A 26,317-nucleotide genomic window follows, 5' to 3' on the forward strand; every position below is an offset into this window, starting at 1 on the left:
GGTAGGAGAGGGGTTGGGGGAGAGGTTATCATTAGAACGAGGGGAAAAACGCGAAAGTCACGTCATCCTTCGCTTCGCGAAGGATCTCACCAGATCCTTCGCGAAGCGAAGGATGACATTTATAAAACGATCTGTTCAGCGATGACATTGATGAAACGCTCTACTCAGGATGACATTGGTGAAACGCTCTACTCAGGATGACATTGGTGAAACGATCTGTTCAGTGATGACATTGGTGAAACGATCTGTTCAGCGATAACATTAATGAAACGAAAAATAAGCTTTAACCAATTTGGCATTCTGTTAGTTTGGCGGCTAAAACTTCGGCGTGTTCCCACCATTTGTAGCCGCCAACCCAAGCACGAGAAGGTAAATGTCCTACGGGTGCTTTGAGGCTAAAAATGAATCCGGCGTAGTCAGAATGGGGACGATGTACTGACCAACCAACTAGGTCACAAAAGTGATGATATTCGCCGTTTACTTGCTCGTAAATCTGTTTTTGGACGCGAAAACCAAATTGTCCTTTGCTGTAGTTTACCCAGAGCATATCTAACATTTGTAAGTGTCCGCAGGGTAAGTTTTTGATGTCGCTTTTATAAAGATAGCTGCTGTTTCCTTTACCCACTAATTGACATAAAATTGCTCTGGTTTCTTCGTCTGCTTGTCGCCATTTTTTTCTTTTTAAAAGTAGTCGCAGTCTGCTGTAGTCGATTTCAATTGGGGTGTTAATTTCGGTGGGTGTGGCAATTATTTCTGTGGGGGTTAGTGGAGAAGCTGAAGTGTTATCAATTAGTGTCGGCTCATTTGTTTTTGGTGGTAAATTGGCGCTTTTTTGTAGTTCGTTAGTCGAGGTTTGAGGAGAGGAAAAGGAGCGTAAAATAGTCGCGGAATTGATGATTTTCAAGACTTCTCCTGCGGAACGATAGCGGTTTTTTAGGGAAGGTTGCAATAATTTATCGAGGATTTTTCCTATTTTAGGACTGATGTTAGTTCCCGCAGGTAAATGTTCGCGCCATGTCCATGTTTCGCTGATTACATCGTATAATTCTAAGGGAGATATTCCAGTTAATAAGTCGATACAAGTAACGCCTAAACTGTATAAGTCGCTAGCAGGTAAAACTTTACCTCTGGTTTGTTCGGGAGCCATGTATTCGGGTGTACCAACGATGGTTGCACCACCCATGATTGCGGTATTAGTAAGTACGCGGGCAATGCCAAAATCGATTAAAATAAGTTTGTTATCTCGGCTGCGACGCATGATGTTATCTGGTTTGATATCGCGATGGATTACGCGGCGATCGTGGATGTATTGTAGTACTGGTAAGATGTCTTTTAATAATTGCCAAATTTTTGCTTCTATATCGGGGCAGTTTTGCCATGATTCTTCAGTTAAATTATGTCCATCAATTAGTTCTTGAACTAAATATAAATGTCCTTTTTCTTCAAAATGTGCTAATAAGGTGGGGATTTGGGGATGTTTGCCTAATTCATCTAAACGTAGGGCTTCTTGTTGAAAAAGTTGGACGATCTTTTTGGCGATATTGGGGTTGGGGGATTGAAAATATAGTTGTTTGATGACACAATGAGGTTGAGATGGTAAATGTTGGTCTGTGCCAAAGAAGGTTTTGCCAAATCCGCCTTGACCGAGAGGACGCAGCGCCAAATAACGTTGTTTCAGGAGTAGAGAAGCTCCGCAACTATGGCAAAATTCACTTAAATCGGGGTTTTCAGGTTGACGACAGAGAGGGTTGAGACAATAGGGCATAATAGCAGCGATCGCGCAATTCTTTCCCTCAGTATAGGGACTGGGGATTGGGGACTGGGGACTGGGGACTGGGGACTGGGGACTGGGGATTAGGGATTGGGGACTGGTGACTGGGGATTGGGGATTGGGGACTGGTGATTAGGAAAACTTTGCTGCAAATTCCTGCTTGTCTCCCTCTTTTATCGATCGCGTTCTCGTTTGAATTTCATCTAAGCACAAAAGTTCCCCAAAAACCAGCTATTTCAGCCGATTCTATTCTTGCACAGAAGTTACAATTTCTGGCGATCGCTTGCATAAACGTCCATCTTCGAGATAAATAATGCGATCGGCAAGATCCAAAATTCGGTTATCATGAGTAACGAGTAAAATCGTGCAGCCTTGCTCTTTGGCTAAATTGTGCATAAGATCGACTACATCCCGTCCTGATTTTTTATCTAAAGCGGCTGTAGGTTCGTCTGCAAGGAGGATTTTCGGGTGTGTGACTAAAGCCCGCGCGATCGCAACTCGCTGTTTTTGTCCGCCGGATAAGTCAGCCGGATAATAATTAATTCTATCTCCTAAACCTACTTGTTTGAGCATTTCCGCAGCTTGTTGATAACGTTCCTGCTTGGAAAATGTACCATGTACTTCTAAGCCCATTTGCACATTTTGCAGCGCAGTTAAGCTACCATGCAAATTATGCGCTTGGAAAATATAACCATTGTTACGTCTGGCTTTGACTAACTTATTTTCCTTAGCTTGACAAAGTTCCTCCCCGACTACTTTTAGACTACCCGATTGAGCAGTCCGTAAGCCACCAATCAGCGACAGGAGAGTCGTTTTTCCCGAACCGGAGGGCCCAGTCATAATCACAATTTCTCCGGGGTAAATCGCTAAATTAATGTCAAATAAGACCTGTTTTCGCAGGTGTCCCGAACCGAAATAATGATTTAAATTAGCGATCGCAATTACAGGTTGTTCCGCCATCATCAATTTTCCTCTAAAATATATCAGCAGGGTCAGCAGCTTGGAGTCGGCGAGTCGCGATCGCACCGGAAGCGTTACACATTACCAGTGTGAGGATAAACACGATGATGATGCGACTCACAGGCATAGCTAAAGGTAATGCTGTTGCAGCCGCAGTTAGTTGATATGCACCCCAAGCAATTCCTAAACCGGGTATAAATCCCAAAACTGATAAAATTAAAGCTTCTTCAAAAATTATGCCTAACAAGTAACTATTTCGATAGCCCATTGCTTTGAATGTCGCATATTCCGCTAAGTGACTATTTACATCCGTTGAAAGCACTTGATAAACAATTACGATACCAACAATAAAGCCCATTGCTGTACCCAAACCAAAAACAAATCCGATGGGTGAGTTGGATTGGATATAATCTAGTTCAAAATCAACATAACCCTCACTGGTTAACACCTGCACATCATCAGGTAATCGCCCTTGTAAAGCTTTTTGCACCGCTTCTGGTTGATAATTAGGCTGGAGACGAATTAATCCTAAACTTACAGCCCCAGCATCACGTTTGGGAACCAGTCGTAAAAAGTTTTGGTCGCTGGTAATCAAAGCGCCATCATCAGCAAAAGATGCACCAACTTTAAACAATCCGGCGATCGTCACCGTTCGTTGTCCGATTTCGGTATTAATTATTTTCCCTTGTTCGAGTTCAATAATCAAATCATCATATTCGCCTCGCGAGGCTTGGTCGAATAAAATTGTATCTGGTAGCCGAATTGCGTCTAACTGTTGGTTGACTTCAGGTAAATTAAAAGCAGGGCGATCGGGATTTTGTCCAATTAGCAACATGGAAGTCTTTTTTTGGGTTTGGGGATTGCGCCATTGCACGGAACCGAGATACAATCCTTCGGCAGTGGCAACTCCTGGCACGTCTAAGGCTTGGTAAAGTCGTCGTCGGGTAAATGTTCGCAACTGTCCAAAATTCTTTGCCTGGGTGCTAATTAGGACTAAATCAGCTTGTAAAGTGCGCGGATATTGAGTGTTAGTTTTGTAGAGAGCATCGGCAAAGCCAAGCTGCATGAAAATGAGGACATCTGCAAACGTGATTCCAGCGATCGCGGTTAACAAACGCAGGCGATCGTGTTTTAATTGTAGTAATCCTAATGGCGTGCGTTCTCGTAAGGTTTTGATTAAGCCTAGCATGGTGTGAATTCCCGATTATTTGGTTTCAATGGTGGCGGTGACTTGTAAGTTGGTTAATCCGGCGGCTTTCTCGCTGGAAGCGGGATTGAGACGAATGTGAACTTCGACAACTTTCGCATCGATATTAGCAGCAGGATCTTCATTAATTACCTGTTGTTGTTCTACTTGTAAGCCAATTTGCTCGACTTTTCCCTCCAGGGTTTCGGAAAGTACGGGTGAGGTGATTTTGGCAGGTTGTCCCAGTTTAATTTTGTTAATATCGCTTTGATAAACGTCGGCGATGACAATCATTTGCTGGGTTTCGCCCAAGGTGGCTATTCCTTCAGGGGCAATTTTTTCGCCTGGATGGGTGTGAATTTTAATGATTTGTCCGGCGCGGGGCGATCGCACGTAAACTTGTTCTAGGTTGGCTTTGGCTTCTGCTACAGTGGCTATGGCGGCTTGTACTTCTGCTTGGGCGGCTTCGATGTCTACGGGGCGTATTTCGGCGATTTGGGCGAGGGTTGCTTCGGCTTGTTGGATTTGTTGCTGGCTGGTGGTTTGAATTCGGGCTAATTCGGCTTGGGCTTCTTCTAATCTGGGTTGCGCGGTGGTGTAGGTGAGGCGTTTGCTATCTCGTTGGGAGGCGGAAACGGCTCCTTGTTGATAAAGTAGTTCGTAACGTTCGGCTTCGATGCGTGCATTGGCGACTTCGGCTTCTAAACGGGCGATCGCGGCGCGTTGGGCGGCTAATTTTGTGGCTTTTTCTGCCTCTAAACGGGCAATTTCGGCGCGTTGGGCTTGGAGTTCGCCTGTTTTTGCTCCTGCTTCTACTTGGGCTAATTTAGCGCGGGCGACACGCACTTGTTCTTCGGCTTTTTGTAAGCTAGCTTCTTTGCCCGCACGATGAGCTAAAATGGCGATTACTTGTTCGGCTGCGACGCGATCGCCTTCTTTGACTAATAGTTGCTCGATGCGGCTTTCTTGGGTTGAGGTTGAGGCTGTGAGGTTGATTACCTCTCCTTCGGGTTCTAGTCGTCCTAGTGCCGTAACTGTGGTGATTTCTGCTATCTCGGCGCTATCTGTTTGAGTTTGGCTGATTTGATTAGAGCGTAATTGCCACACTCTCCATCCTGTTATACCACCTAAACCTACAATGGCGGCGATTAATAATACTGTCAGCCCGCGACGGGATGATTTGGCGAGATCCATTGGGTAGTTTACACTCACGGCTGTAGTCCTCTCTGTTCTCTTTTTATTTTACTAAACGGTTTAGTAATGTCAACTAAACAATCTAGTAAAATAAGATCGAAACGTTCACACCTTACAGTCAATGGAATTCAACTCAAATAAATCAGACAAAGCCAAAGCAATCTTAGCCGGAGCCTTAGAAGTATTTACCAAACAGGGATACGCGGCTGCCAGCATGAGTAAAATTGCTTCAGTAGCTGGCGTCTCCAAACCAACGCTGTATAACTACTTTCAAGACAAAGAAGGATTATTTGTTGCCTTAATCGAACAACTCACCCATAATAACCGTCAGATGGTTTTCAGTTTACTGAGCAATCCCGACTTACAAGAACCGCCAGAGAAAGTTCTCCACCAAATTGCCAGTTCAGTATTAGAAAATTTTGCTCGCAATCGACCGCTTTTAACGTTAATGCGGTTAATTATTGGTGAATCAGAGCGATTTCCCGAACTAGCTCGCACCTTTGTCCGAGAAATTCAAAAACCTTTATTAGAACAGCTTTCCTTATACCTAGCCTCTCAACCGCAACTCAATTTATCTCAACCGATGGTAACAGCGCGGATTTTCACTGGTACCTTGGTACATTATCTAATTATTCAACACATCATGTATGGCAGTGAAATTTTACCTTTAGAACAAGAGGATTTAGTCAACGGGTTAATTGAGTCGATCGCGGCAGTAAAGAAGTCACAATAAAAGTAATGTATATTTTCTTGAGCCACTCTAGAAACTGAAAAAGCGAAAACCTTTACTAATTAAGTACCGAGTATGTCCAAACCTCGTCGAACTGTACTGGTGGCGAATGACCCTAGTGAAAGCAATGACAGCTACGAAGATCAACTACAGCAAGATGTCACCTTTGCTTATCAAATTTTAACCGAAACAGATAACGCTCGAACTTTTGCTCTGTGTCGTTCCCAACAACTCGATGGCATACTTTTAGAATTTAACCCACCCTACTCTGAGAAGCAGGAATTTCTGAGTCAATTAAAAGCAGAAATGGGCGAAAACTGTCCGCCGATTATCGCGATCGGCAGTAACGATATCAAAATAGCAGTGTGGACATTAAAAAATGGGGCAGCAGATTATTTAATTAAAGACGAAATTACACCCAATGACCTGCGTTTAGCAATGCGGAAAGCAATTGAAAACGCCGAGTTGCGAACCTCGATTGAACAAGATCGAGCCGCCCGACAAGCCAGCCAAAAACGTAATTTAGAATTGGCAGAAGCCATCCCAGAAATCGTGTGGACAGGCGAAGCAACAGGACTAATCAACTACTGGAATCAACGCTGGTACGAATATACAGGCTTAAGCGAAGCCGAATCAATGGGTTTAGCCGGAGCCAGTATAATTCACCCCAACGAACGCGATCGCACCCTAGAAAAATGGCATCAAGCGATCGCCACTGGGGAAAAGTTTGAGATCGAATACCGCCTTCGTCGTTGGGATGGTATTTACCATTGGTTTATTTGTCGGGGTTTACCGACACGAGACTCCCAAGGAGAGATTACCGGTTGGATTGGCACAATTACCGATATTGACCAGATCGAGCAGAGTGAAATACAGATTCGCCGCAGGGAGCAACAAATTCGGCGAGTGCTGGATAGTTTATTTATCTTTGTGGGGGTGATGACTCCATCAGGAGTCTTGATTGAAGCTAACCAGCCAGCTTTAACAGCAGCATCCCTTCAGCCAGCCGATGTAGTGGGGAAACCTTTTGAGGAGACATACTGGTGGGCTTACGATCGCCAAATTCAGTCCCAACTGAGAGATGCGATTGAGCGAGCAGCGAAGGGAGAAATAATTCGTTATGACGTAAAAGTACGTTTAGGGGAAAATCAGTTTTTGATTATCGATTTTGCTCTGGTACCTTTGTTCGATCAAACCGGAAGAGTAGAATACCTGATCCCCTCTGGAATTGATATTAGCGATCGCCTCCAGTCGGAAGCCTTACTACGCGAAAGTCAAGCTCAACTTCAGCAGCAACTAGCAGAAATTGAAGCAATCTATCAAACTGCTCCGATTGGTTTGAATGTATTGGATCGAGATTTGCGCTTTGTGCGGATTAATCAGCACTTGGCAAAAATTAACGGCTTAAACGTTGAAGCTCATCTCGGGCGCACCGTGCGGGAGCTACTCCCCGATATAGCGGACACTGTCGAAGAGCTTTTGCACTTTATTCTCGAAACAGGAGAACCTCTGTTAAATATTGAAATTAGCGGCGAAACCCCAGCGCAACCAGGAGTAAAACGTACCTGGTTAGAACAGTTTATACCCTTAAAAAATGGAGATCGAGTCATTGGTATCAGTACAGTTTGTGAAGAAATCACCGAACGCAAACAGGTAGAAGAAGCATTGCGCCAAAGCGAAGAGCGTTTCCGCAACATGGCAGACAACGCCCCAATGATGATTTGGGTAACAGATCCCACCGGGTACTGCATATATCTGAGTAAAAGCTGGTACGAGTTTACCGGACAAACTGAAACCACAGGATTAGGATTTGGATGGCTAGATGCCTTACATCCAGACGATTATAACTCTTCTCGAGAAATCTTTTTCCAAGCAAATAAGGATCGTCAAGCATTTCAGATCGAATACCGCTTGCGTCATCAGAATGGTGAATATCGCTGGGCGATCGATGCAGCAAGCCCTTGGTTTAGCGAAGATGGTGAATTTAAAGGATATATTGGTTCAGTAGTAGACATCAGCGATCGCAAACAAATGGAAGCGATCCTGCGAGAGAGCGAAGAACGCTTCCGCACCCTAGCCGACAACATTTCCCAGTTTGCTTGGATGGCAGACGAGAACGGCTGGATCTTTTGGTACAACCAACGCTGGTTTGATTATACCGGGACAACTCTAGAACAAATGCAAGGTTGGGGTTGGCAACAAGTGCATCACCCAGATCGTGTGGAACAGGTAGTCGAGAAAATTAGCTATTGCTTTAAAACAGGCGAAATTTGGGAAGATACTTTTCGGTTACGCGGTAAAGATGGACAGTATCGCTGGTTTTTGTCTCGCGCGCTGCCGATTCGAGACGAAGCCGGAAACATTTTGCGTTGGTTTGGTACAAATACTGATATTACTGAACTGCGGGAAACCGAAATAGCCCTACAACAGACCACTGAAAGACTTAATATCGCCCTCAAAAGCGCTCCGATTACTCTATTTAATCAAGATTTGGCTCTTCGCTATACCTGGATTTATAACCCCACATTTAGTTTCCTCGAGCAGGAAATCATTGGTAAGCAAGATGCTGATTTAGTCTCCCCAGAATCGGCTGCATACCTGACTCAACTCAAGCAACAAGTGCTAGATACAGGCATAGGTTTGCGCAAAGAAGTCAAGATTACTCAGGATGGGAAAACCGCTTACTACGATCTGACAATCGATCCTATTCGGGATAGTCAAAATGCTCTTGTCGGGATTACCTGTGCGGCTGTCGATATCAATGACCGCAAACAAGCCGAAGAAGCCTTGCGTCAGAGTGAAGACCGCCTCCGCATGGCAGTTGAGTCTGCCCAGTTAGGAACCTGGGATTGGAATCTTACCAGCAACGAACTTGTTTGGGATGCTTGTTGTAAAGCCATGTTTGGTTTACCTCCTGAAGCAGAAATAAATATTGAAAAATTTTTTCAGGCATTGCATCCCGACGATCGCGATCGCACAGAAGAGGTAATGCAAAACTCTCTTAAGCGAGCAAGTGGCGGTCAGTATGATATAGAATATCGTACCATTGGCATTCAAGATGGTGTTGAACGTTGGATTGCAGCGAGAGGGCAAGTTTATTTCCATGGAAATGGCAAGCCCATACGCTTTGTGGGGACAGTTTTAAATATTACTGAGCAAAAACAAGCTCAAGCCTTACGCGAACAGCTATTCCAGCGCGAACAAGCTGCAAGAGAAGAAGCCGAACTGGCTAACCGTCTCAAAGATGAATTTTTAGCTGTTCTTTCCCATGAGTTGCGAACTCCTCTAAACCCGATTCTGGGTTGGGTAAAGTTATTGCAAACTCGGAAATTTGATGAAACTAAAACTGCCGTTGCTCTTGCTACTATCGAACGGAATGCTCGATTGCAAACGCAATTGATTGATGACTTACTCGATGTTGCGAGAATTCTGCGCGGTAAACTGGCGATTAACTTCGCTCCCACCGATCTAGTATTGGCGATCGAAAATGCTTTGGAGACAGTGAGGACGACTGCGGAGCATAAATCTATCTCGCTTATTTCTGTTTTACCACATATTGGCAAAGTATCTGGAGATCCAGCCCGACTTCAGCAAATTGTCTGGAATTTGCTCTCCAACGCCGTTAAGTTTACTCCTAATGGCGGACAAGTAGAGATTATTCTCGAACGAGTCGGCAATCAAGCCCAAATTACTGTCAAGGATACTGGTAAAGGCATTCGTCGGGAGTTTCTTCCCCAAATCTTTGAATCCTTTCGTCAACAAGATACTTCCACAACTCGCCAGTTTGGCGGGTTAGGATTAGGATTAGCGATCGTGCGGTATTTGGTTAAAGCACATGGCGGTGCGATCGCGGCTGATAGTCCCGGAGAAGGGTTAGGTTCTACCTTTAAGGTAAGATTACCTTTACTGAATGTTGAACCAGATAATAGCCAGACAAATCAATTACCCAAACCAAAACTCGATCTTACGGGAATTCGAGTCCTCGCTGTAGATGATGAATCTGATGCACGAGAGTTATTAACAGCTTTGTTCGCTCAATATAAAGCAGCAGAAGTTAAAACAGTCGCCTCAGCTCAGGAAGTTTTGGCAATTTTGCCATCTTTTCAACCTGATGTGTTAGTTAGCGATCTTGGGATGCCCGATCTCGATGGCTATTCCTTAATCCAACAAATTCGTGCTTTACCCCCCGAAAAAGGCGGACAGATTCCGGCGATCGCCTTGACAGCTTATGCTAGAGAAGAAGATCGGCAACGTGCTTTAAAAAGTGGCTATCAACGCCACGTAACCAAGCCGATTGAACCCGAAAAATTAGTTCAAGTGGCGATCGAACTTTTACGAGGTAATCAGCCAATCTAACAATTTTGTGATTGGTTTTTCCCACTTGCTTGATGACTCTGATTTTCAGTTTAAATGGACTCCGTAAGTCGAAGGACACTGAGACGACGGAACTAGACCGCGCTAAAGTAAGGTCTGTTTCTTTTTAGCAAACATTTCCATCCCTAATCGGGATTTGAGTTTAATCTAAAGCTTTGTCAACTTTCTACCAGAATTCTACTATTCTACCAAAGTCGGAGGCTGAAAGTATGGAGGTAAGCGGACTCGAACCGCTGACATCCTGCTTGCAAAGCAGGCGCTCTACCAACTGAGCTATACCCCCTCGCGGGAATTCCCATTAATTACAATATAGCATATAGAACTGAATTTTGTACATAATTGCCGTAAATTTTAGATCGGGAGGGAAAAATGAGCCAAGTTGTTGCTGCTTTTTATAAGTTTGTTCGACTGTCAGATTTTGCTGAACTAAAGAACAGATTACTGCCACTTTGTCAAGAGCAGGGAATCAAAGGAACGATTTTGCTAGCACCGGAAGGAATTAATGGCGCGATCGCCGGATCTCGTCAAGCTATTGATACAGTATTGCAGTATTTACGCTCTGACTCTCGTTTCGCCGATCTGGAGCCTCAAGAGTCCTACACAGATTATCAACCCTTTGAGCGCTTAAAAGTACGTTTAAAAAAGGAAATTATTACTTTTGGCTTAACGGAAGTTGACCCTTGCACCAAAACGGGAACCCATGTTACTCCTGAAGAATGGAATGCTTTACTCAGCGATCCCGAAGTAACAGTTATTGACACCCGCAATGATTATGAGGTAAACATCGGTACTTTTCAAGGCGCGGAAAATCCCGAAACTACCTCCTTCAGCGACTTTCCCGACTACGTGCGTCAGCATCTCGCTCCCAGTCGTCAGAAAAAAATCGCCATGTTTTGCACTGGGGGGATTCGTTGCGAAAAAGCGTCTTCGTTTCTCTTAAATCAAGGCTTTCAGGAAGTTTATCAACTCCAAGGTGGTATTCTTAATTATTTAGCACAAGTACCAGCGACAGAAAGTCTTTGGGAAGGAGAATGTTTTGTTTTTGACGATCGCGTCGCTGTCAAACATGGCTTAGAAACTGGCTCTTACCAGCTTTGTCGCAGTTGCGGAAATCCAATTTCGCAAGCGGATCTCAATTCGCCCTATTATGAAGAAGGTATTTCTTGTCCTCACTGTTTTGATAATCTCACGGAAGAAAAAAGAGCGCGTCAGCAAGCGAAACAGCAACAAATTGAGTTAGCACGAAAGCGCCGGAGTAGGGACTGATAAGGGATTGAGAGACAAAAGAGAGGGGGAGGAATTAGGGGATTCACTTATCAGTTTATCCCCAATCCCCAATCCTTAGTCCCCAATTCTCACTTCAAGTCGAGAAAACAAAGCGATCGCCAAATCACCGTATTCCCATTCTTCCACCCAAGCGGCGGGGAGACTGCCCACAGGCGCATCAATGCTAAAATTCAGTTGCGACCAGGATAACCAACATTTGTCTAACCAACCGACTTGCTTGCCAAAATTGAGCCAGGTTTGATAGTTAGCATCGGGCTTATTTCCGCCTAAACTTTGCCAAAGCTGATCTTGTCTGCTAAAACCAAAGCGATCGCTACTATATTTTCTCCATAATCGATCGAGTTTCTCCAAGCAGTCGTAACTAATTTCGCTTAAGTCTTCAATTTCGATCTCCATCAAGTAATGTTTACCCCTGGCTGACAGAATCAATCTTTTGGTTTCTAAGTCTGCTTCTCGCCATCTACTCTCAGCAAGAAGCTTATCCAGCTTGGTGTAGTCTAGCATTGGTTGTAGTTGCTTTCGTGTTTCTGATTTTTCTACTGATGAAGTCAAAGCTTGCTTGTAAATAGCTGTAAGAGTGCAAGCCTATCTGAGTAACTTAGTTTACAGGTTGTTCAAGATACTTGGTGAAATCCGCTTGCGGCAAATCACTATCTCTTTACCCTTTACCCTAAATAGATTAGTAAATCCCGACAATTATGATTACCAGCAGTAATGTAAAGCGTGGCAAATGGTTAAGCATTTTTCTGTTACTTATATTTCTCGCTAGTTGTGGTGAAAATTCTCCCAATTCCGAACAAACACCAGCAGAAACTACTGCATCGGAGACAATTGAAAATGTCGAAGCTGAATCTCCTACTGCTGATAACAAGCAACTATCTAACAATAGTTCCGCAACTCAAAAACAAGCTAGCAATTCTCTTGCACCTGGAACTTATTGTTTTGAATATCAAGATGAAACTTTGACTTCCGAAGCTGAGTTAACTGTTGCTACGAATAATCAAGTTACGGGAAACCTCACGGGTACTGTGCAAAATGAGGCTGAAGGTTATTTTACTTCTTATCAGCAAGATGTTGTCGGTAGCTTACAAGGCAATCAGTTACAAGTTAATTTAACTACTGAAATTGAGTTAGATACTCAAACCAGCCAAGAAACTTGGCAGTTAACTGCAAATCAATTAGATACAGGTAGAAGAACTTATCAAGCAGTTGATTGTACTGCTTTAAATGATGCGGCGGCTACTTCTTCTCAGCGAATTCAGTTTGCCGCAGGTGAATCTTCCGCAGTGGTTAGTAATTCAGTTATACGCGGCGAAAGAGATGTTTATCTGGTTGAAGCTAATTCTGGACAAACGATGGAATTAACTATTTCTTCTTTGGAGGATAATGCTGTTTTCGATCTGATTTCTCCTAGGGGAAAAACTTTAGAAGCAGGAGCGACAAATTCTAGTTTGGTTTTACCAGCGACGGGCGATTATACTGTTATTGTTGGTGGTACTCGTGGTAATGCTACTTACGATTTACAAGTAGAAATTAATTAGGTTGACGCAATTTTTGTAAGCTCGAAAAGCAGGCTGATAGTAATTCCCAATTTAAGGAATTGTACTTGGTTTGTCCTTCTTTTCGAGCTTCGACTAATCCGGCTTCTAGCAAAATTTTTGAGTGATGGCAAAAGAGTGCTAAACTAATATCTAAGCTTTGAGCAATTTCTGAGCCGCTTAATTCTTCGTTTTGTGCTAGTAATTCGACAATTTTTAACCGGGTTGGATCTGCTAAGGCAGCAAAGATTTTCGCCCGCAGTTCGCTTTCTTCTGGCTCCTGGACGGCTAAGAGCAAAGATGCAGTTACAGTATGATTGGAAGTCATTGGGCTTTGTTTAAGTAGTTGTTTAACTATTTTACTAAAAAATCCTAGCCTGTATACCCGATCGCTTGACTGGGCGAGAAAATTTACTTAAACTTAATACTTAAGTAGTTGTTTAAGTAATTAACTTAGAACTTTCAGGAAAAATAAGCCTACAACCAGCAAGCCTATGTTACCGGAAATAATTTTTTTAGCAATTGGGATCTTACTAATCTGGGCGGGATACTCGATCTGCGAACAGGTATACGCTATTGTCGTGGTATTGTGTGGGATTATTCTTGCAGTCTGGGGATTTGCCGGAGTGCCAATGACAGTGCAAATTCCGCTAGAATTAGGAGTAATACTTGCCTTAAAGAATACAACCAAGTTGCGAGGAATTGGCAAGATAATAAATGGGAGAATCAGAAGAGAGTGTTGTTGCGACTCCCAAAGGTAAAAGAGGATGAAAACGATCGCGAGTGGATTAATTCTCATCACTAGCTTAAGCTTATTTCCTAGAGGAGTAGCCGCCCAAGAGTATCAAGGATGCTTTATGCGGAACGCCAACGGGACTATAATCGACTTAGACGAAATTTGTCAAGGGGAAATTGAGCCCCAGCCAACCGCAAATGCAGAGGGAATAATCATTCCGATCGAAAATCGCTTGGGAGAAACACCAGTCGTCAATGTTACTTTTAACGGGGAGAATAGTTACGAAATGCTGTTCGATCCCGAAGCGAGTAACACGACGATTTTACCAGCAGTGGCAGAAGCACTCAACATTGCCCCCTTTGCCCGGAGTAATTTTAACCTGAGCGACGGCGGTACAGCAAACTTAGGTTTAGCCGTCGTCAACTCCTTACAAGCGGGAGAGTTAATTGTGCGAGAATTTATTGTCGCGATCGCGCCCGCCGATAGTAACATTGGCGTATTGGGACAAGATTTCGTCAAAGGCTACGAGGTAGAAATCAAAGAAAACGTCATTGAATTGCGTCGTCGTTAATTTTTAGTCAGTGAAAATTTTCAATACCATTATCGAATTAGAAACCAGCGACGGAATCTCCATCCATAATCTTACTCCAGAAATTGAGAAATTGCTGGCGCAAAATTCCTTATTAAATGGCTACGCATTAATATTTTCCAGACATACCACAACCGCTTTAGCTATTAACGAAAACGAAGTAAGATTATTAGAAGATATTAAAGGACATCTAGACAAACTCGCACCCAAAGAGCGAAAATATTTGCATAACGATTTACATTTGCGAATCGTACCACCAGACGAACCAATTAACGCTCATTCTCACTTAATGGCAATAATGCTGAATAATAGCGAATATATTCCCATTGTCGCCGGAAAATTAGCTTTGGGAACTTGGCAATCAGTGTTATTTTTCGATCTTGATGGTCCCAGGAAAAGAACCATTTTCGTACAATTATGTGGTGAGTAAGTAATTGGAGATAATGGCGATCGCGAGGGAAAATTACACTTAATTTATTTAAGTAATTGTGTGAAAATTTCTTGCTGATTTTAGGGCAAGAAATTTCTTGAATGAATTTATAATTGTTATTTTAACTGATTAAAAACAATTTTTGCCTAGCTAGCAGAAAATACGCTTTAATTATTGAATTAAGTGGTTAATTGACGCTTGGGGGAAATCCCCAGAGTAAAAATGATTTGCATTACTTAGCGATCGAGTCTGAAAAAGCTTGCATTTTACAAAAGTTTACCTCTACTACTTATTTTCCCATCGAGATACACCAAAGCCCAATCTTGAACAATAATTGAGAGTGTGGGATCGCTCTGAAATAACTCCCATCGCCAAGCGAAGAAAGTTTAGTGGTACGTGAATACTAAAAGAATGTTTAATTTCCCAGCCTCTATTTTAAATCGGACTTTGCCGAGGGCAACTTTCGAGCAACTGTGTCAGTTATGGGAACAGATGGGAGAAAATACTTTAGCTGAGGCTGTGGTATTGAGTGAAGTCAGTATTGGTGATAATGGGGAGGACAAATTTCGTTTAGTTGTATCCAAGAAATTTAGCGCTTGGTTGTGGGGAAAAGCAGTAGATAGGGAAACTTATCAAGTAGGGTTAAGCTTTGAACCAGAAGCGATCGCCAATTTCCTTACTCAGATTTTGCCTCAAATCGAAGCTAATTGGCAACAGCGCCACCCAATCCAACTTAGCCACAAGCTCGAAATCAACGATCCCCAACTACAAAATCAGTTTACACTTCAATTAATCGAAACTCTTACCAAGCATAACTTACCTTCAGCTTGTCAACCTGTAGTAGACGAAGCCTTGCGTCAACAAATAGCACAAGAGCGACTGCTGAATCAACTTACCAGCCAGATTCGTCAAAGTCTCCAATTACCTGTAATTATCCAAACCGCAGTTGATAGAGTACAAAACTTTTTCCAAGTTGACCGTTTAGTAATATATCAATTCGAGCGCCAATTAGAAACCGAAGCTGATACTAACTTAGGACAATCAAAAAAACCCTCAGTAACGGGTTGCGTTACCTACGAAGCGAGAAACTCAGAACAAATTCCCTCAGTTTTAAACTTAGTTGCAGAAGCAGAAACCGAATGCTTTATCTACGTTCCCAATTATCGGGAAAAGTATCGTCGCGGCGAAACTGTTGCAGTCGAAGATGTAGCAGTAGCATATGATTCAGCACCTTGTTTACTAAGATTTCTGAGAAAAATTCAAGTTCGGGCGAAATTAGTTGCACCAATAGTTGCAGATGAGAAATTGTGGGGACTCTTAATTGCCCATCAGTGCTGGGAACCGCGACAATGGAGTGAAAACGAACAAAGCTTTCTCGGACAAATAGGCGAACATTTAGCGATCGCGATCCAACAAGCGCAATTATACGCCGAATTACAACAGCAGAAAAATACCTTAGAAATGCGCGTAGTCGAACGTACTCAAGAATTAAAAGATGCACTTTTAGCCGCCCAAGCTGCTAACCAGTATAAAAGTGAATTTCTCGCGATCGTCAGTCATGAATTACGCACCCCCTTAACTTGCGCGATTGGGCTTTCCGGTACGCTGTTGCGTTGGTCTTTCGGTCAACAAATTAACGTCAAACCCATTCCTATGGATAAGCAACGCCGCTACCTGGAAACCATTCAAGACAGTTGTAAACATTTGCTGGAATTAATCAACGATATTCTCGACTTTTCCCAAGTCGAAGCCGGGAAAATGGCTTTGAACATTAGTGACTTTTCCCTGCGTCAGTTATCGCGTTCCGTAGTCCAAACCTTTCGCGAAGAAGCTTATCGCCGTAAAATTGCTTTATCCTTAGATATCAAACTCAAATCGAAAAGCGATCGCTTTCATGCCGACTCCCGGAGAGTTAAGCAAATTCTCTTTAACCTCGTTAGTAACGCGATTAAATTTACTCCCTCCCAAGGACAAGTTATTTTGAGAGTTTGGCGAGAAGACAACGAAGCCATTTTTCAAGTTGAAGATACAGGTATTGGTATCCCTAAAGATCGCGTTCCGTTGATGTTTGAAAAATTTCAGCAATTAGAAGATCCCCACCAGCGTACTTATGAAGGTGCTGGATTAGGTTTAGCACTGACCAAACAACTTGTAGAATTACACCGAGGCACGATTGAAGTTGAGTCCGCAGTCGGTCAAGGCTCTTTATTTACTGTACGCTTACCAGATATGGATAAATATAAATCAAAATCAAATCCACACTCACAACAGCAGCGATCGTCAGAAGTTGCCAAGACAATTGTCTTAATTGAAACCGATGACGAAGTAGCCACCGTAATTTGCGAATTGCTTACTGCCGCTTATTATCAGGTAGTTTGGTTAGTAGATGGTTCAACGGCGATCGAGCAAATGCAACTGTTACAACCCTCTCTCGTTATTTTAGGGCAGCAAATAGCAGGAATCGATAACCAAGAAATTGCTACCACTCTCCAACAATTACCGACAACCAGACAAACTAAAATTTTGATGTTACGCGATCGCGCGACTCTCGACAATCTCGATCCTACTCTCGACAATCTCGCTGATGACTATTTACTTAAACCAATCGAGCCCGAAAAACTCTTAGAAAAAGTTAACGCTTCGATCTCTACTGAGTCAACCAGCTAAATTCAGTTTCGCCCATACTCAAATTACCTATAATGAATCCAGGGCAAGCCAGCTAGAATTTCCTTTCCCAACTGATTTTTGCCAGTTTTCGATCTTGATTCCTTGGAGTTTACTCAAATGACAACGCAACCAGAACTAATGCGGCGTAGCCAACTTATTAATAAATTAGTCTTAGAACGTAGGACAACTGATAAAGTGGGTAATGTCGAGCAACTTTGGCTCGATCCTCACGCTCACGAAATTCAAAGTTTTAGTTGCAAATCTGGCTTATTCGGTCACAATAAGTTAATTTTTACTTGGGAGCAAATTGAAACTATCGGTCATGATTGTATTCTCGTTAACTGTTCTCCTACAGAAGCGATGAAAGAAAAACCCGATCGATCCGAATTAATTATTAATCATGAAGTTTGGACTGATGCTGGAGTACGAGCGGGGAAAATTGTTGATTATTTGTTTAATTTACAAACTGGGAAAGTTGTTGGCTATTTGTTCGTTGCTGATGGTTGGGAAGGAGTTACCGATGGTACTTACATTTTAGAGCCAGTGGCTATTTCTAGTGTCGGCAATAAACGCGCGATCGTTTTCGATCGTGCTGCTCGTAATGCGGCTAAATTTAGTGAAGGTTTGAAAAATAAAATTGAGCAAGCAACCAGCTTTTTTTCAGCAGATTATGCTCAAACTAGAAAAGAAGTAGAAACTGCACTTAGTAAAGCCAAAGAAGCGGCTGAATCCGTTGCATTTCAGGCGAAAGACAAGCTGAATGAAGCCAAAAATAAGTTACAAAAATCGGCAAATTCTGAAGAAACTCAACCTGACGATCGACCAAGTTCTGAATTAGAAAATCAAGAAAATGTAGATTTTTAGTTGAGTAAATAAAGAACTTACTTTTCTTCTGAACTTTCTCCAATTAAGTTGAAAAAACTTGGCAGAGAAACTCTTAAGTAAAGGATAATTATTATCTTTTTTAAGGAAATCTGGTTGCTGGGATAGAAACTATGTCAATTTTCTACACAAAAGCTAAGAAAACGCGAGAAACTAGATTATAAATTTCATCTAACTGTTGAAAAAAATATCAAGCTTAAATGTGCAAAATTTAAAGATAATTGCTGCTACTAATAAATAATCGCTCGAGGAGGATAATCTTTTGCTAAGACTATTATTAATTTCTGGTTTACTAATAGCATTTTTAGCTATAGTTTTTGCCCTGCAAAACCCTAGCCCGATTACAGTTAATTTATTGTTTTGGCAATTTCAAGGTTCCCTAGCTTTAGTCTTATTATTCACCTTAGCTTTAGGAGTAATAGCAGGTATTTTAGTTTGTAGCCCAATAGTAATTAAAAGAAACTGGAAAATCGCTAGTGCGAACAAAAAAATCAAGGAAATGAAACGAGCTTTAGCAGATCAAGATGAAGTGATGGTAAAACAAGAAAAAAGAATCAAATACTTAGAAGAAAACCTGCAACTAGAAAACTCAACTAAAAACCACGAACAAACCAAACTCCCAGAATAAACAAATCACCTTCTTTAATCCTTTGCGACTTGGCGACTTTGCACGAGAAAAAACACCTAAAAAAGGAAGTATAAATGTGAGTGTAGCTAACATTTTAACCAACATTAAAAGCAAATTAATCGTATCTTGTCAAGCCCCAATTAATTCACCATTACACGATCCCCTAATAATTGCTGCGATCGCGCAAGCATCAGTAAATAACGGTGCAGCAGCAGTGCGCATTGATACACCAGCCCACGTAAAAGCTGTGCGACAACAAATACCGAATATTCCAATTATTGGTTTGTGGAAACAACAAATTCCTGGCTACGAAGTGTATATTACCCCAACATTAGCAGCTACAGACGCTCTTGCTCAGGCTAATGCCGATATTATCGCAATTGATGCTACCGATCGCCAACGTCCCAATCACGAAACTGTAACTCAATTAATCGAGCATATCCACACAAAATTAGGTAAATTAGTGATGGCAGATGTAGACAGCATCGAAAATGCGATCGCTGCTACTCAAGCGGGTGCTGACATCGTAGCTACCACTCTCTATGGCTATACCAAACAAACCCAAGCTTGCAACCCTCCCGGTTGGGAATTACTCAAACAGATGGTAGCAAAATTAGATATACCTGTTATTTGTGAAGGTGGAATCGCTTCACCCGCAATGGCTCAAAAAGCTTTACAATTAGGAGCGTATGCAGTTGTAGTTGGAACCGCCATCACCGGGATCGATCTTAAAGTTAAAGAATTTCAAGCTATTTTTGAAGGATAGCAAACGATCTCGCTCATTTAATTTTTTTGGGGTTAATTTTCCCACTCTCTTGCGGAAATAAATGATGTAAGGGGAAACTTAGCCAACCATTGTTGCAATTTATTTTGTTTTTTTCCTTGACTATTAGTTATTTTTGTGTTATGAAAGTTTTTGTTTTCGAGACGAGTAGTTAAAGCAAGAGTTTCACTCCAAAGGGGAGCATATTTACCCGGTTGTCTCGCGCAAATCATCAAAGATTTAGCAGAGTCGATGGCTAAATTAGTGACAGCTTGATGCAAAAATGCCACAGTTGAGTCGCGATCGCAAACCGACAGCGACTCCAAGACAATTCGCAAACAACCATGATTCAAAGTAGCTTCTACAACCTGGATACCTTTATCGTTCAAGAGATAATTTAAAACTGACGCGATCGCCTTTTCATCTCCTCGTTTCGCTAGCTTTAGCATACTTTCTTTACTCATTTTTGTTACCAAAAGCACAGAATATTAATCTTAAGTATGCCTGTCTGCGGGCTCGAAAGCACAAAAAGAGTAAAAAACGTATCAGTCCCCAATCCCCAATCAACAGTGAACAGTGACCAGTTTACCCTCGAATCTGTCGTTCTTCTAATGTCACCTTCTTGAATCTCTCCCATTAGCAATCCCATCCCAACTGTTGACTGATAACTGTTCACTGATAACTGATAACTGAACCCAATCCCCAATCCAAGGGTCCCCAAAAACTGAGTGAGGGGTATCACCCCCCACTCAGTCAATTTAAGCTAAATTAAGAGACAGAGTGATAAAACTTGCAAGAGAATGCTGCAAAAAACTCGCAATTACTTTTGGTAAACTAGGCTTGACCTAAGTTTATCCAGCTAGAGAACTTTGCAGCATTTCAGATAATTGTTTCCCCAAGAAAGATAAACATAAATTATGACAACAGCAACTCTTACGGATAACCCCTTATTAATTGGTCAAGGATTACCTCCTTTTGAGAAAATTACTCCCGAACAGGTAGTTCCGGGTATTACTCAGCTTTTGGAAGAATTAGACGCAGAATTCACTAAATTAGAAGCGAAAGTAACTCCCACTTGGGAAAATTTAGTCGAACCTCTAACTGAAATTGAAGAACGTCTCAATTGGAGTTGGGGAGTTGTGGGACACTTAATGAGTGTAAAAAATAGTCCCGAATTGCGTCAAGCTTACGAAAAAGTGCAGCCCAGCGTAATCAAATTCAGCAATAAAGTTAGTCAAAGTAAGCCAATTTACGAAGCCTTTAAAGAACTACAAACATCGGCAAATTATGAGAAATTAGAACCAGCCCAAAAACGAATTATTGAAGCAGCAATTCGAGATGCGGAACTTTCGGGAGTAGGTTTAACAGGAGAAGTACGTTCTCGTTTTAACGAAATTCAACTCGAACTTGCAGAACTGGCAACTAAATTTTCTAATAATTTATTGGATGCAACCAAAGCTTTCAAATTAAAACTAACTAGCCAAGCAGAAATTGATGGCTTACCTCCTAGTTTACTCAGTCTCGCAGCCCAAACTGCGCGTTTAGAAGGAGAAGAAAATGCCACGGCTGACAAAGGACCTTGGTACATTACCTTAGATTATCCTAGCTTTCTTCCTTTCATGCAGCATAGCAAAAATCGTGACTTGCGCGAGAAATTGTATCGGGCTTTTATTAGTCGCGCTGCTGAGGGAGAATGGGATAATAATCAACTAATTAAACGCATTTTGCAACTGCGTCAAGAAAAAGCCAAAATCCTGGGTTTTAGTAGTTATGCAGAATTAAGTTTAGCGAAAAAAATGGCTCCCGATGTGGAAGCAGTAGAGAAACTCTTAGAAGAATTACGACAAGCGAGTTATGATGCTGCTGTCCGAGAATTAGCTGAATTAAAGGCATTTGCTAAGGAAAAAAATGCCGTCGAAGCAAATAATTTGAAACATTGGGATATATATTTTTGGTCGGAACGACAACGAGAAGAAAAGTTTGCTTTTAATGACGAAGAGTTGCGTCCTTATTTCCCTCTTCCACAAGTTTTAGCAGGTTTATTTAATCTGGCGCAAAAGCTTTTTAATGTAATTATTGAACCTGCCGATAATCATGCGACAGTTTGGCACAAAGACGTGGGTTACTTCCAGATTAATAATGCCACAGGAGAGGCGATCGCGTATTTTTATCTTGACCCCTACAGTCGTCCCGGAGAAAAACGGGGCGGTGCTTGGATGAATGAGTGTATCAATCGTGGCAAAATTGTTGAAGCTGGCAAAATTACGACTCGTTTACCTGTAGCTTATCTGATCTGCAATCAAACTCCTCCAGTGGACGGAAAACCGAGTTTAATGACCTTTTCGGAAGTGCAAACGTTGTTCCATGAATTCGGTCACGGTTTGCAACATATGCTGACGATGGTAGACTATCCAGGGGCAGCAGGAATTAATAATGTGGAGTGGGATGCAATTGAATTACCCAGTCAGTTTATGGAAAACTGGTGCTATCATCGTCCTACTTTAATGGGAATGGCGAAGCATTACGAAACTGGGGAAACCTTAAGCGAACATTACTACGAAAAACTGAAAGCAGCGAGAAATTATCTGAGTGGTTCGGCGATGCTGCGCCAATTGCATTTTAGCTGTTTGGATTTAGAATTGCATCATCGCTACGATCCCTTTAGCGATGAAAGTCCTACGATCGTGCGATCGCGTGTCGCCGAAACTACTACTATTTTGCCACCTTTACCCGAAGATGCTTTCTTGTGCGCCTTCGGTCATATTTTCGCGGGTGGCTACGCCGCAGGTTACTATAGCTATAAGTGGGCAGAAGTCCTCAGTGCAGATGCTTTTGCGGCTTTTGAAGAAGCAGGATTAGAAGACGAAACCGCGATCGCCAATACTGGAAAACTCTTCCGGGATACTGTCCTCGCTTTGGGTGGAAGTTTGCACCCAATGGACGTATTTAAAGCTTTCCGGGGACGCGAACCCCAAACTGAAGCTTTACTCAGACATAGCGGTTTACTGACTGCGGCTTAATCTCCAGATCGGCAAGACCGAGAAGCAAAGAGTTGCCAAGTATCGGGATCAACTTTAATTTTAACTCGCGTTCCCACAGCTAGTAGATTATCAGTTTGAGTTCGGGCGATCAATTCTCGTCCCGAACTCATTTGTAAACAGTAACGATGTTCGCGTCCGAGAAATTGGCGATCGCGGATGACTCCATTTCCCGCTTCATCTGGTTGTAAAATTAAGTCTTCTTGACGTATCATCAACTCAACTTTATCCTCTTCACAAGGGTATTTTTCCACCGGAACACTCCCAACCTCAGTTTCCCAAACCTCACCCCTACGTCTCGCAGGTAAAAAATTCGCTTGAGTGACAAACTCAGCCACAAACCGCGAAGCAGGTTGTTGATAAATCTCCTCTGGAGTGCCAAACTGTTCTAAGCAACCGTCTCGCATTACCGCTACCCAATCAGAGATCGAAAGTGCTTCTTCTTGGTCGTGAGTAACAAAAATCGCCGATGTACCTGCGGCTTTGAGAATATCGCGTAATTCCTGACGTAACCTGAGACGCACTTGGACATCAAGATTACTTAACGGTTCATCTAATAATACCAGAGACGGACGAGGCGCTAACGCACGAGCCACAGCCACCCTTTGCTGTTGACCTCCAGAAAGTTGATGAGGATAGCGATTTTCCAGTCCTGACAATCCTACCAAAGCCAGAGCCTCTTGAACTCGTTTTTTCACCTCAGCCGGATTCTTTTTCTTGGTATTTTGCAAACCAAAAGCAACATTTTTCCTCACTTGCAAATGAGGAAACAAAGCATAATCTTGGAAGACCATCCCTACATCCCTGTGTTCTGGAGGTATCCAACAACCCGCCCCTGCTACAGTACGCCCCGCAATTTTAATCGTTCCTGGTTGGGGTGTTTCAAATCCCGCAATTAAACGTAACAGTGTAGTTTTCCCGCAACCAGAGGGTCCGAGTAAACTCACTAAGTCTCCTTGATGTAGCTTCAGTGTCACGCTGTTGACAGCAAGGTAGTTTGAAGCAAATTTTTTCGTTACGTCTTCGAGATGCAGAATTGGTTCAGCCATGTATCAGTTAGCAGTTAGCAGTTATCAGTTAGCAGTTAGCAGTTACCAGTTAGCAGTTAGCAGTTACCAGTTATCAGTTACCAGTTATCAGTTAACAGTTAGCAGTTACCAGTTATCAGTTACCAGTTATCAGTTAACAGTTTATTCCCTAATTCCTCTTGTCTCCCCCTCCTGCTTGTTTTCTCCCTCTCCCCCAATCCCTTGTCTCCCTAGTCTCCAATCTCTATGGATAACTGATAACTTACAACTGATAACTGTTCACTGTTCACTGAAAACCCCCTCTCCCTTGTCTCCAATCTCTACTGATAACTGATAACTGTTCACTGTTCACTGAAAACCCCAATTCCTATTGAGACTAGAAATCAACAAGATTGCAATTTATAATAAACGAGTTTGTGAAATTAATTCTCATTAAATAGTTTGGCATTTGCCAGGGAGGAGAGGAAATTGGCTGCATCGGGGCTAAATTTCGAGAAGCATTTACCAGCATTTTCGCGTTGGAGATGGGATAATTGGACATTTTTCGCGATCGCGATCGCCTTTTTAATCTCGACACCAGTGATGGTTGTCTTAGCAAGCATCTTTACTGACTCTGGCGAAATTTGGAGTCATTTAGTCTCTACTGTATTAATAAGTTATATCATTAATTCGCTGGGATTAATGCTTGGTGTTAGCGTTGGGGTGTTACTCATTGGGGTAGGAACGGCTTGGTTAGTCACGATGTGTCGCTTTTGGTGGAGTAATATTTTTGAGTGGGGGTTATTGTTACCTTTAGCCGCACCAGCTTATTTATTAGCTTACACTTATACGAATATGCTCGATTATTTCGGACCAGTGCAAACCTGGTTGCGAAATTTGTTTGGTTGGAGTAGTGTCGCTGATTATTGGTTTCCTGACATTCGTTCCCTTCCCGGCGCGATCGCCATGTTAGTTTTGGTACTCTATCCTTATGTTTATCTCTTAGCGCGAGTAGCTTTCCTCGAACAATGTACTTGTACTTTAGAAGCTAGTCGTTCTCTCGGTTGCACTCCTTGGCGTAGTTTTGTAACTGTTGCCATACCTTTAGCACGACCTGCAATTATAGCAGGTTTAGCGCTCGCTTTGATGGAAACTTTAAGCGATTTTGGGACAGTTAAATTTTTTGGAGTCAATACCTTTACTACAGGTATTTATCGTACTTGGTTAGGTATGGGAGAAAGAGCAGCAGCAGCACAACTTTCAGCAGTTTTGATGATTTTTATCTTCGTCTTAATTTTGCTCGAACGTTGGTCGCGCAGTCAATCCCGTTATTACCAAAGTCGCAGTCATTACCAATCACAGTCTAAATTTCAGCTAGGAGGAATAAGAGCAATTTTAGCAGCGATCGCTTGTTTGCTGCCTGTTGCTTTCGGCTTTCTCATTCCCGCAGCTTACCTATTACAAATGACAATTGCTAACGCGGAGAAAACCATCAATCAGGAATTTTTCAATCTTGCCAGTCACAGCTTAATTTTAGCAACAATTACAGCCGGATTAGGTTTAGCGATCGCGCTTATTTTAGCTTACGGACAGCGTCTCCGTCCTAACTTATTGATGCGTTTTGCAGTTCGCATCGCAGCAATGGGTTATGCTATACCAGGTTCAGTTATTGCTGTGGGGGTACTTATTCCCATCGGACGCTTCGATAACACCCTCGATAGCTGGATGCGTGCTAATTTGGGGATTTCTACAGGTTTACTCCTCAGTGGGACAATTACCGCTTTAGTCTTCGCTTACCTAGTACGCTTTTTAGCCGTCTCTTTCAACAGCGTAGAATCTAGCTTAGGTAAAATTAAACCTAGTTTAGACGATGCAGCTCGTAGTCTCGGACACAATCCTAGCAGCACCTTAGTTAAAGTTCACGCACCTTTGATGTCTGGAGGAATGCTCACTGCGGCAATGTTAGTCTTTGTCGATGTCATGAAAGAATTACCAGCAACTTTAGTCATTCGTCCCTTTAACTTTGATACCCTCGCTGTCCAAGTTTATCAGTACGCATCCGACGAACGACTCATCGAAGCCGCAGCACCCGCACTAGCGATCGTTTTAGTCGGGATTATACCAGTTATTTTCTTAAGTTTGAGAATTGCTAAATCCCGCCCCAGTTAGACGGAAACTAGCAAAATTTTCCCCCATCTCATTTTCTAATCACTTTCCTCCTGAATAATTTCAAAATCTGACTCCTCCAAAGATAGCAGCACTGACTCAGTAGCACCCGCAAAGGTACTTTCGTCCAATTTTACTATCCAGCGCCCCGATTCTTCCCTTGCTTGGATGCGTCCGCAAGTTCCCGCAGCATAAAGAGGATAAAGCACTCGCACTCTCGTTCCTATCTCGACCATTCAACATTACAAAATTTAATTCGATCTTTACGTCGAGAATAATTTTACTTTAACCATGAGTTAACCTCAAAATAACTTTATTTTTACTCAGACTGCCTCCGAGCCGTAGACCTGGGGAAAGCGTTACAGTGAAGG

General features: G+C 42.5%; 21 protein-coding genes and 1 tRNA gene. 12 read left to right on the forward strand and 10 right to left on the reverse strand.

The features are described from left to right. Positions 1 to 283: 283 nt before the first annotated feature. The 4 genes from G3T18_RS05665 to G3T18_RS05680 form a co-directional block, all read right to left on the reverse strand. Entirely contained in the window at positions 284 to 1,765 is a 1,482-nt protein-coding gene (locus G3T18_RS05665; RefSeq protein WP_224409566.1) for a serine/threonine-protein kinase, read from the reverse strand. A 252-nt stretch (positions 1,766 to 2,017) separates the two neighbouring features. After that, the gene (locus G3T18_RS05670; protein ID WP_224409639.1) at positions 2,018 to 2,731 is read right to left on the reverse strand and encodes a DevA family ABC transporter ATP-binding protein; all 714 of its coding nucleotides are present in this window, start codon (positions 2,729 to 2,731) and stop codon (positions 2,018 to 2,020) included. A gap of 13 nt (positions 2,732 to 2,744) precedes the next feature. Then, positions 2,745 to 3,920: an ABC transporter permease DevC gene (gene devC / locus G3T18_RS05675; RefSeq protein ID WP_224409567.1), complete on the reverse strand. Its 1,176-nt coding sequence runs from the start codon at positions 3,918 to 3,920 to the stop codon at positions 2,745 to 2,747. A gap of 15 nt (positions 3,921 to 3,935) precedes the next feature. Then, positions 3,936 to 5,129 carry an ABC exporter membrane fusion protein gene (locus G3T18_RS05680; RefSeq protein WP_224409568.1) on the reverse strand — a complete coding sequence of 398 codons (1,194 nt, stop codon included), beginning with the start codon at positions 5,127 to 5,129 and terminating at the stop codon, positions 3,936 to 3,938. 103 nt (positions 5,130 to 5,232) lie between these two features. On the opposite strand from G3T18_RS05680, the gene G3T18_RS05685 reads away from it, so the two are divergent. Together G3T18_RS05685 and G3T18_RS05690 are read left to right on the forward strand one after the other, a co-directional pair. Further along, positions 5,233 to 5,844, forward strand: coding sequence for a TetR/AcrR family transcriptional regulator (locus tag G3T18_RS05685; RefSeq protein WP_224409569.1), 612 nt, complete (start codon positions 5,233 to 5,235; stop codon positions 5,842 to 5,844). A gap of 72 nt (positions 5,845 to 5,916) precedes the next feature. After that, positions 5,917 to 10,197 (forward strand): PAS domain S-box protein, encoded by a 4,281-nt coding sequence (locus G3T18_RS05690; RefSeq protein WP_224409570.1) that lies wholly within the window; start codon positions 5,917 to 5,919, stop codon positions 10,195 to 10,197. A gap of 228 nt (positions 10,198 to 10,425) precedes the next feature. Here G3T18_RS05690 and G3T18_RS05695 read toward each other — a convergent pair. Continuing rightward, positions 10,426 to 10,498: transfer RNA gene (locus G3T18_RS05695), tRNA-Ala, on the reverse strand. An 86-nt stretch (positions 10,499 to 10,584) separates the two neighbouring features. On the opposite strand from G3T18_RS05695, the gene trhO reads away from it, so the two are divergent. Beyond that, a complete protein-coding gene (gene trhO, locus G3T18_RS05700; protein ID WP_224409571.1) occupies positions 10,585 to 11,481 on the forward strand; it encodes an oxygen-dependent tRNA uridine(34) hydroxylase TrhO in 897 nt (298 codons plus the stop codon). Positions 11,482 to 11,556: 75 nt separating this feature from the next. On the opposite strand, the gene G3T18_RS05705 is transcribed toward trhO, so the two are convergent. Continuing rightward, a complete protein-coding gene (locus G3T18_RS05705) occupies positions 11,557 to 12,054 on the reverse strand; it encodes a GUN4 domain-containing protein (protein WP_224409572.1) in 498 nt (165 codons plus the stop codon). A gap of 146 nt (positions 12,055 to 12,200) precedes the next feature. On the opposite strand from G3T18_RS05705, the gene G3T18_RS05710 reads away from it, so the two are divergent. Next, positions 12,201 to 13,043 carry a hypothetical protein gene (locus G3T18_RS05710; protein WP_224409573.1) on the forward strand — a complete coding sequence of 281 codons (843 nt, stop codon included), beginning with the start codon at positions 12,201 to 12,203 and terminating at the stop codon, positions 13,041 to 13,043. On the opposite strand, the gene G3T18_RS05715 is transcribed toward G3T18_RS05710, so the two are convergent. Further along, on the reverse strand, positions 13,036 to 13,368 hold the full coding sequence (locus G3T18_RS05715) for an ArsR/SmtB family transcription factor (protein WP_224409574.1): 333 nt from the start codon (positions 13,366 to 13,368) through the stop codon (positions 13,036 to 13,038). The genes G3T18_RS05710 and G3T18_RS05715 overlap by 8 nt on opposite strands. Before the next feature lie 439 nt (positions 13,369 to 13,807). On the opposite strand from G3T18_RS05715, the gene G3T18_RS05720 reads away from it, so the two are divergent. The 6 genes from G3T18_RS05720 (at position 13,808) to G3T18_RS05745 (ending at position 19,738) form a co-directional block, all read left to right on the forward strand. Next, entirely contained in the window at positions 13,808 to 14,347 is a 540-nt protein-coding gene (locus G3T18_RS05720; protein ID WP_224409575.1) for a retropepsin-like aspartic protease family protein, read from the forward strand. A 10-nt stretch (positions 14,348 to 14,357) separates the two neighbouring features. Continuing rightward, positions 14,358 to 14,795: a secondary thiamine-phosphate synthase enzyme YjbQ gene (locus tag G3T18_RS05725; RefSeq protein WP_224409576.1), complete on the forward strand. Its 438-nt coding sequence runs from the start codon at positions 14,358 to 14,360 to the stop codon at positions 14,793 to 14,795. A gap of 411 nt (positions 14,796 to 15,206) precedes the next feature. Further along, a complete protein-coding gene (locus G3T18_RS05730; protein WP_224409577.1) occupies positions 15,207 to 17,462 on the forward strand; it encodes a hybrid sensor histidine kinase/response regulator in 2,256 nt (751 codons plus the stop codon). Between the two features lie 117 nt (positions 17,463 to 17,579). Continuing rightward, positions 17,580 to 18,326, forward strand: a complete 747-nt coding sequence (locus G3T18_RS05735) for a PRC-barrel domain-containing protein (protein WP_224409578.1) — start codon at positions 17,580 to 17,582, stop codon at positions 18,324 to 18,326. 280 nt (positions 18,327 to 18,606) lie between these two features. Continuing rightward, entirely contained in the window at positions 18,607 to 18,972 is a 366-nt protein-coding gene (locus G3T18_RS05740; protein ID WP_224409579.1) for a LapA family protein, read from the forward strand. 76 nt (positions 18,973 to 19,048) lie between these two features. Next, on the forward strand, positions 19,049 to 19,738 hold the full coding sequence (locus G3T18_RS05745; protein WP_318013936.1) for an N-acetylmannosamine-6-phosphate 2-epimerase: 690 nt from the start codon (positions 19,049 to 19,051) through the stop codon (positions 19,736 to 19,738). A gap of 32 nt (positions 19,739 to 19,770) precedes the next feature. On the opposite strand, the gene G3T18_RS05750 is transcribed toward G3T18_RS05745, so the two are convergent. After that, positions 19,771 to 20,199, reverse strand: coding sequence for a hypothetical protein (locus tag G3T18_RS05750; RefSeq protein WP_224409580.1), 429 nt, complete (start codon positions 20,197 to 20,199; stop codon positions 19,771 to 19,773). Positions 20,200 to 20,652: 453 nt separating this feature from the next. On the opposite strand from G3T18_RS05750, the gene G3T18_RS05755 reads away from it, so the two are divergent. Beyond that, the gene (locus G3T18_RS05755) at positions 20,653 to 22,755 is read left to right on the forward strand and encodes a M3 family metallopeptidase (protein WP_224409581.1); all 2,103 of its coding nucleotides are present in this window, start codon (positions 20,653 to 20,655) and stop codon (positions 22,753 to 22,755) included. Here G3T18_RS05755 and G3T18_RS05760 read toward each other — a convergent pair. Then, positions 22,752 to 23,822, reverse strand: a complete 1,071-nt coding sequence (locus G3T18_RS05760; RefSeq protein WP_224409582.1) for an ABC transporter ATP-binding protein — start codon at positions 23,820 to 23,822, stop codon at positions 22,752 to 22,754. The genes G3T18_RS05755 and G3T18_RS05760 overlap by 4 nt on opposite strands. 561 nt (positions 23,823 to 24,383) lie before the next feature. Between G3T18_RS05760 and G3T18_RS05765 the strand changes: the two genes are divergently transcribed. Continuing rightward, positions 24,384 to 25,949 carry an ABC transporter permease gene (locus tag G3T18_RS05765; RefSeq protein WP_224409641.1) on the forward strand — a complete coding sequence of 522 codons (1,566 nt, stop codon included), beginning with the start codon at positions 24,384 to 24,386 and terminating at the stop codon, positions 25,947 to 25,949. Positions 25,950 to 25,984: 35 nt separating this feature from the next. On the opposite strand, the gene G3T18_RS05770 is transcribed toward G3T18_RS05765, so the two are convergent. Continuing rightward, positions 25,985 to 26,182 (reverse strand): hypothetical protein, encoded by a 198-nt coding sequence (locus G3T18_RS05770; protein WP_224409583.1) that lies wholly within the window; start codon positions 26,180 to 26,182, stop codon positions 25,985 to 25,987. Positions 26,183 to 26,317 lie beyond the last annotated feature (135 nt).

This window comes from Oscillatoria salina IIICB1, assembly GCF_020144665.1.
In the GTDB taxonomy this organism is placed as follows: domain Bacteria; phylum Cyanobacteriota; class Cyanobacteriia; order Cyanobacteriales; family SIO1D9; genus IIICB1.

Coding starts and splice junctions, on each gene's coding strand:
- G3T18_RS05665 (WP_224409566.1), bottom strand. CDS start 1,765: ATGCCCTATTGTCTCAACCCTCTCTGTCGTCAACCTGAAAACCCCGAT.
- G3T18_RS05755 (WP_224409581.1), top strand. CDS start 20,653: ATGACAACAGCAACTCTTACGGATAACCCCTTATTAATTGGTCAAGGA.
- G3T18_RS05770 (WP_224409583.1), bottom strand. CDS start 26,182: ATGGTCGAGATAGGAACGAGAGTGCGAGTGCTTTATCCTCTTTATGCT.
- G3T18_RS05720 (WP_224409575.1), top strand. CDS start 13,808: ATGAAAACGATCGCGAGTGGATTAATTCTCATCACTAGCTTAAGCTTA.
- devC (WP_224409567.1), bottom strand. CDS start 3,920: ATGCTAGGCTTAATCAAAACCTTACGAGAACGCACGCCATTAGGATTA.
- G3T18_RS05690 (WP_224409570.1), top strand. CDS start 5,917: ATGTCCAAACCTCGTCGAACTGTACTGGTGGCGAATGACCCTAGTGAA.
- G3T18_RS05750 (WP_224409580.1), bottom strand. CDS start 20,199: ATGAGTAAAGAAAGTATGCTAAAGCTAGCGAAACGAGGAGATGAAAAG.
- G3T18_RS05670 (WP_224409639.1), bottom strand. CDS start 2,731: ATGGCGGAACAACCTGTAATTGCGATCGCTAATTTAAATCATTATTTC.
- G3T18_RS05715 (WP_224409574.1), bottom strand. CDS start 13,368: ATGACTTCCAATCATACTGTAACTGCATCTTTGCTCTTAGCCGTCCAG.
- G3T18_RS05760 (WP_224409582.1), bottom strand. CDS start 23,822: ATGGCTGAACCAATTCTGCATCTCGAAGACGTAACGAAAAAATTTGCT.
- G3T18_RS05710 (WP_224409573.1), top strand. CDS start 12,201: ATGATTACCAGCAGTAATGTAAAGCGTGGCAAATGGTTAAGCATTTTT.
- G3T18_RS05735 (WP_224409578.1), top strand. CDS start 17,580: ATGACAACGCAACCAGAACTAATGCGGCGTAGCCAACTTATTAATAAA.
- G3T18_RS05685 (WP_224409569.1), top strand. CDS start 5,233: ATGGAATTCAACTCAAATAAATCAGACAAAGCCAAAGCAATCTTAGCC.
- G3T18_RS05765 (WP_224409641.1), top strand. CDS start 24,384: ATGGTTGTCTTAGCAAGCATCTTTACTGACTCTGGCGAAATTTGGAGT.
- G3T18_RS05730 (WP_224409577.1), top strand. CDS start 15,207: ATGTTTAATTTCCCAGCCTCTATTTTAAATCGGACTTTGCCGAGGGCA.
- trhO (WP_224409571.1), top strand. CDS start 10,585: ATGAGCCAAGTTGTTGCTGCTTTTTATAAGTTTGTTCGACTGTCAGAT.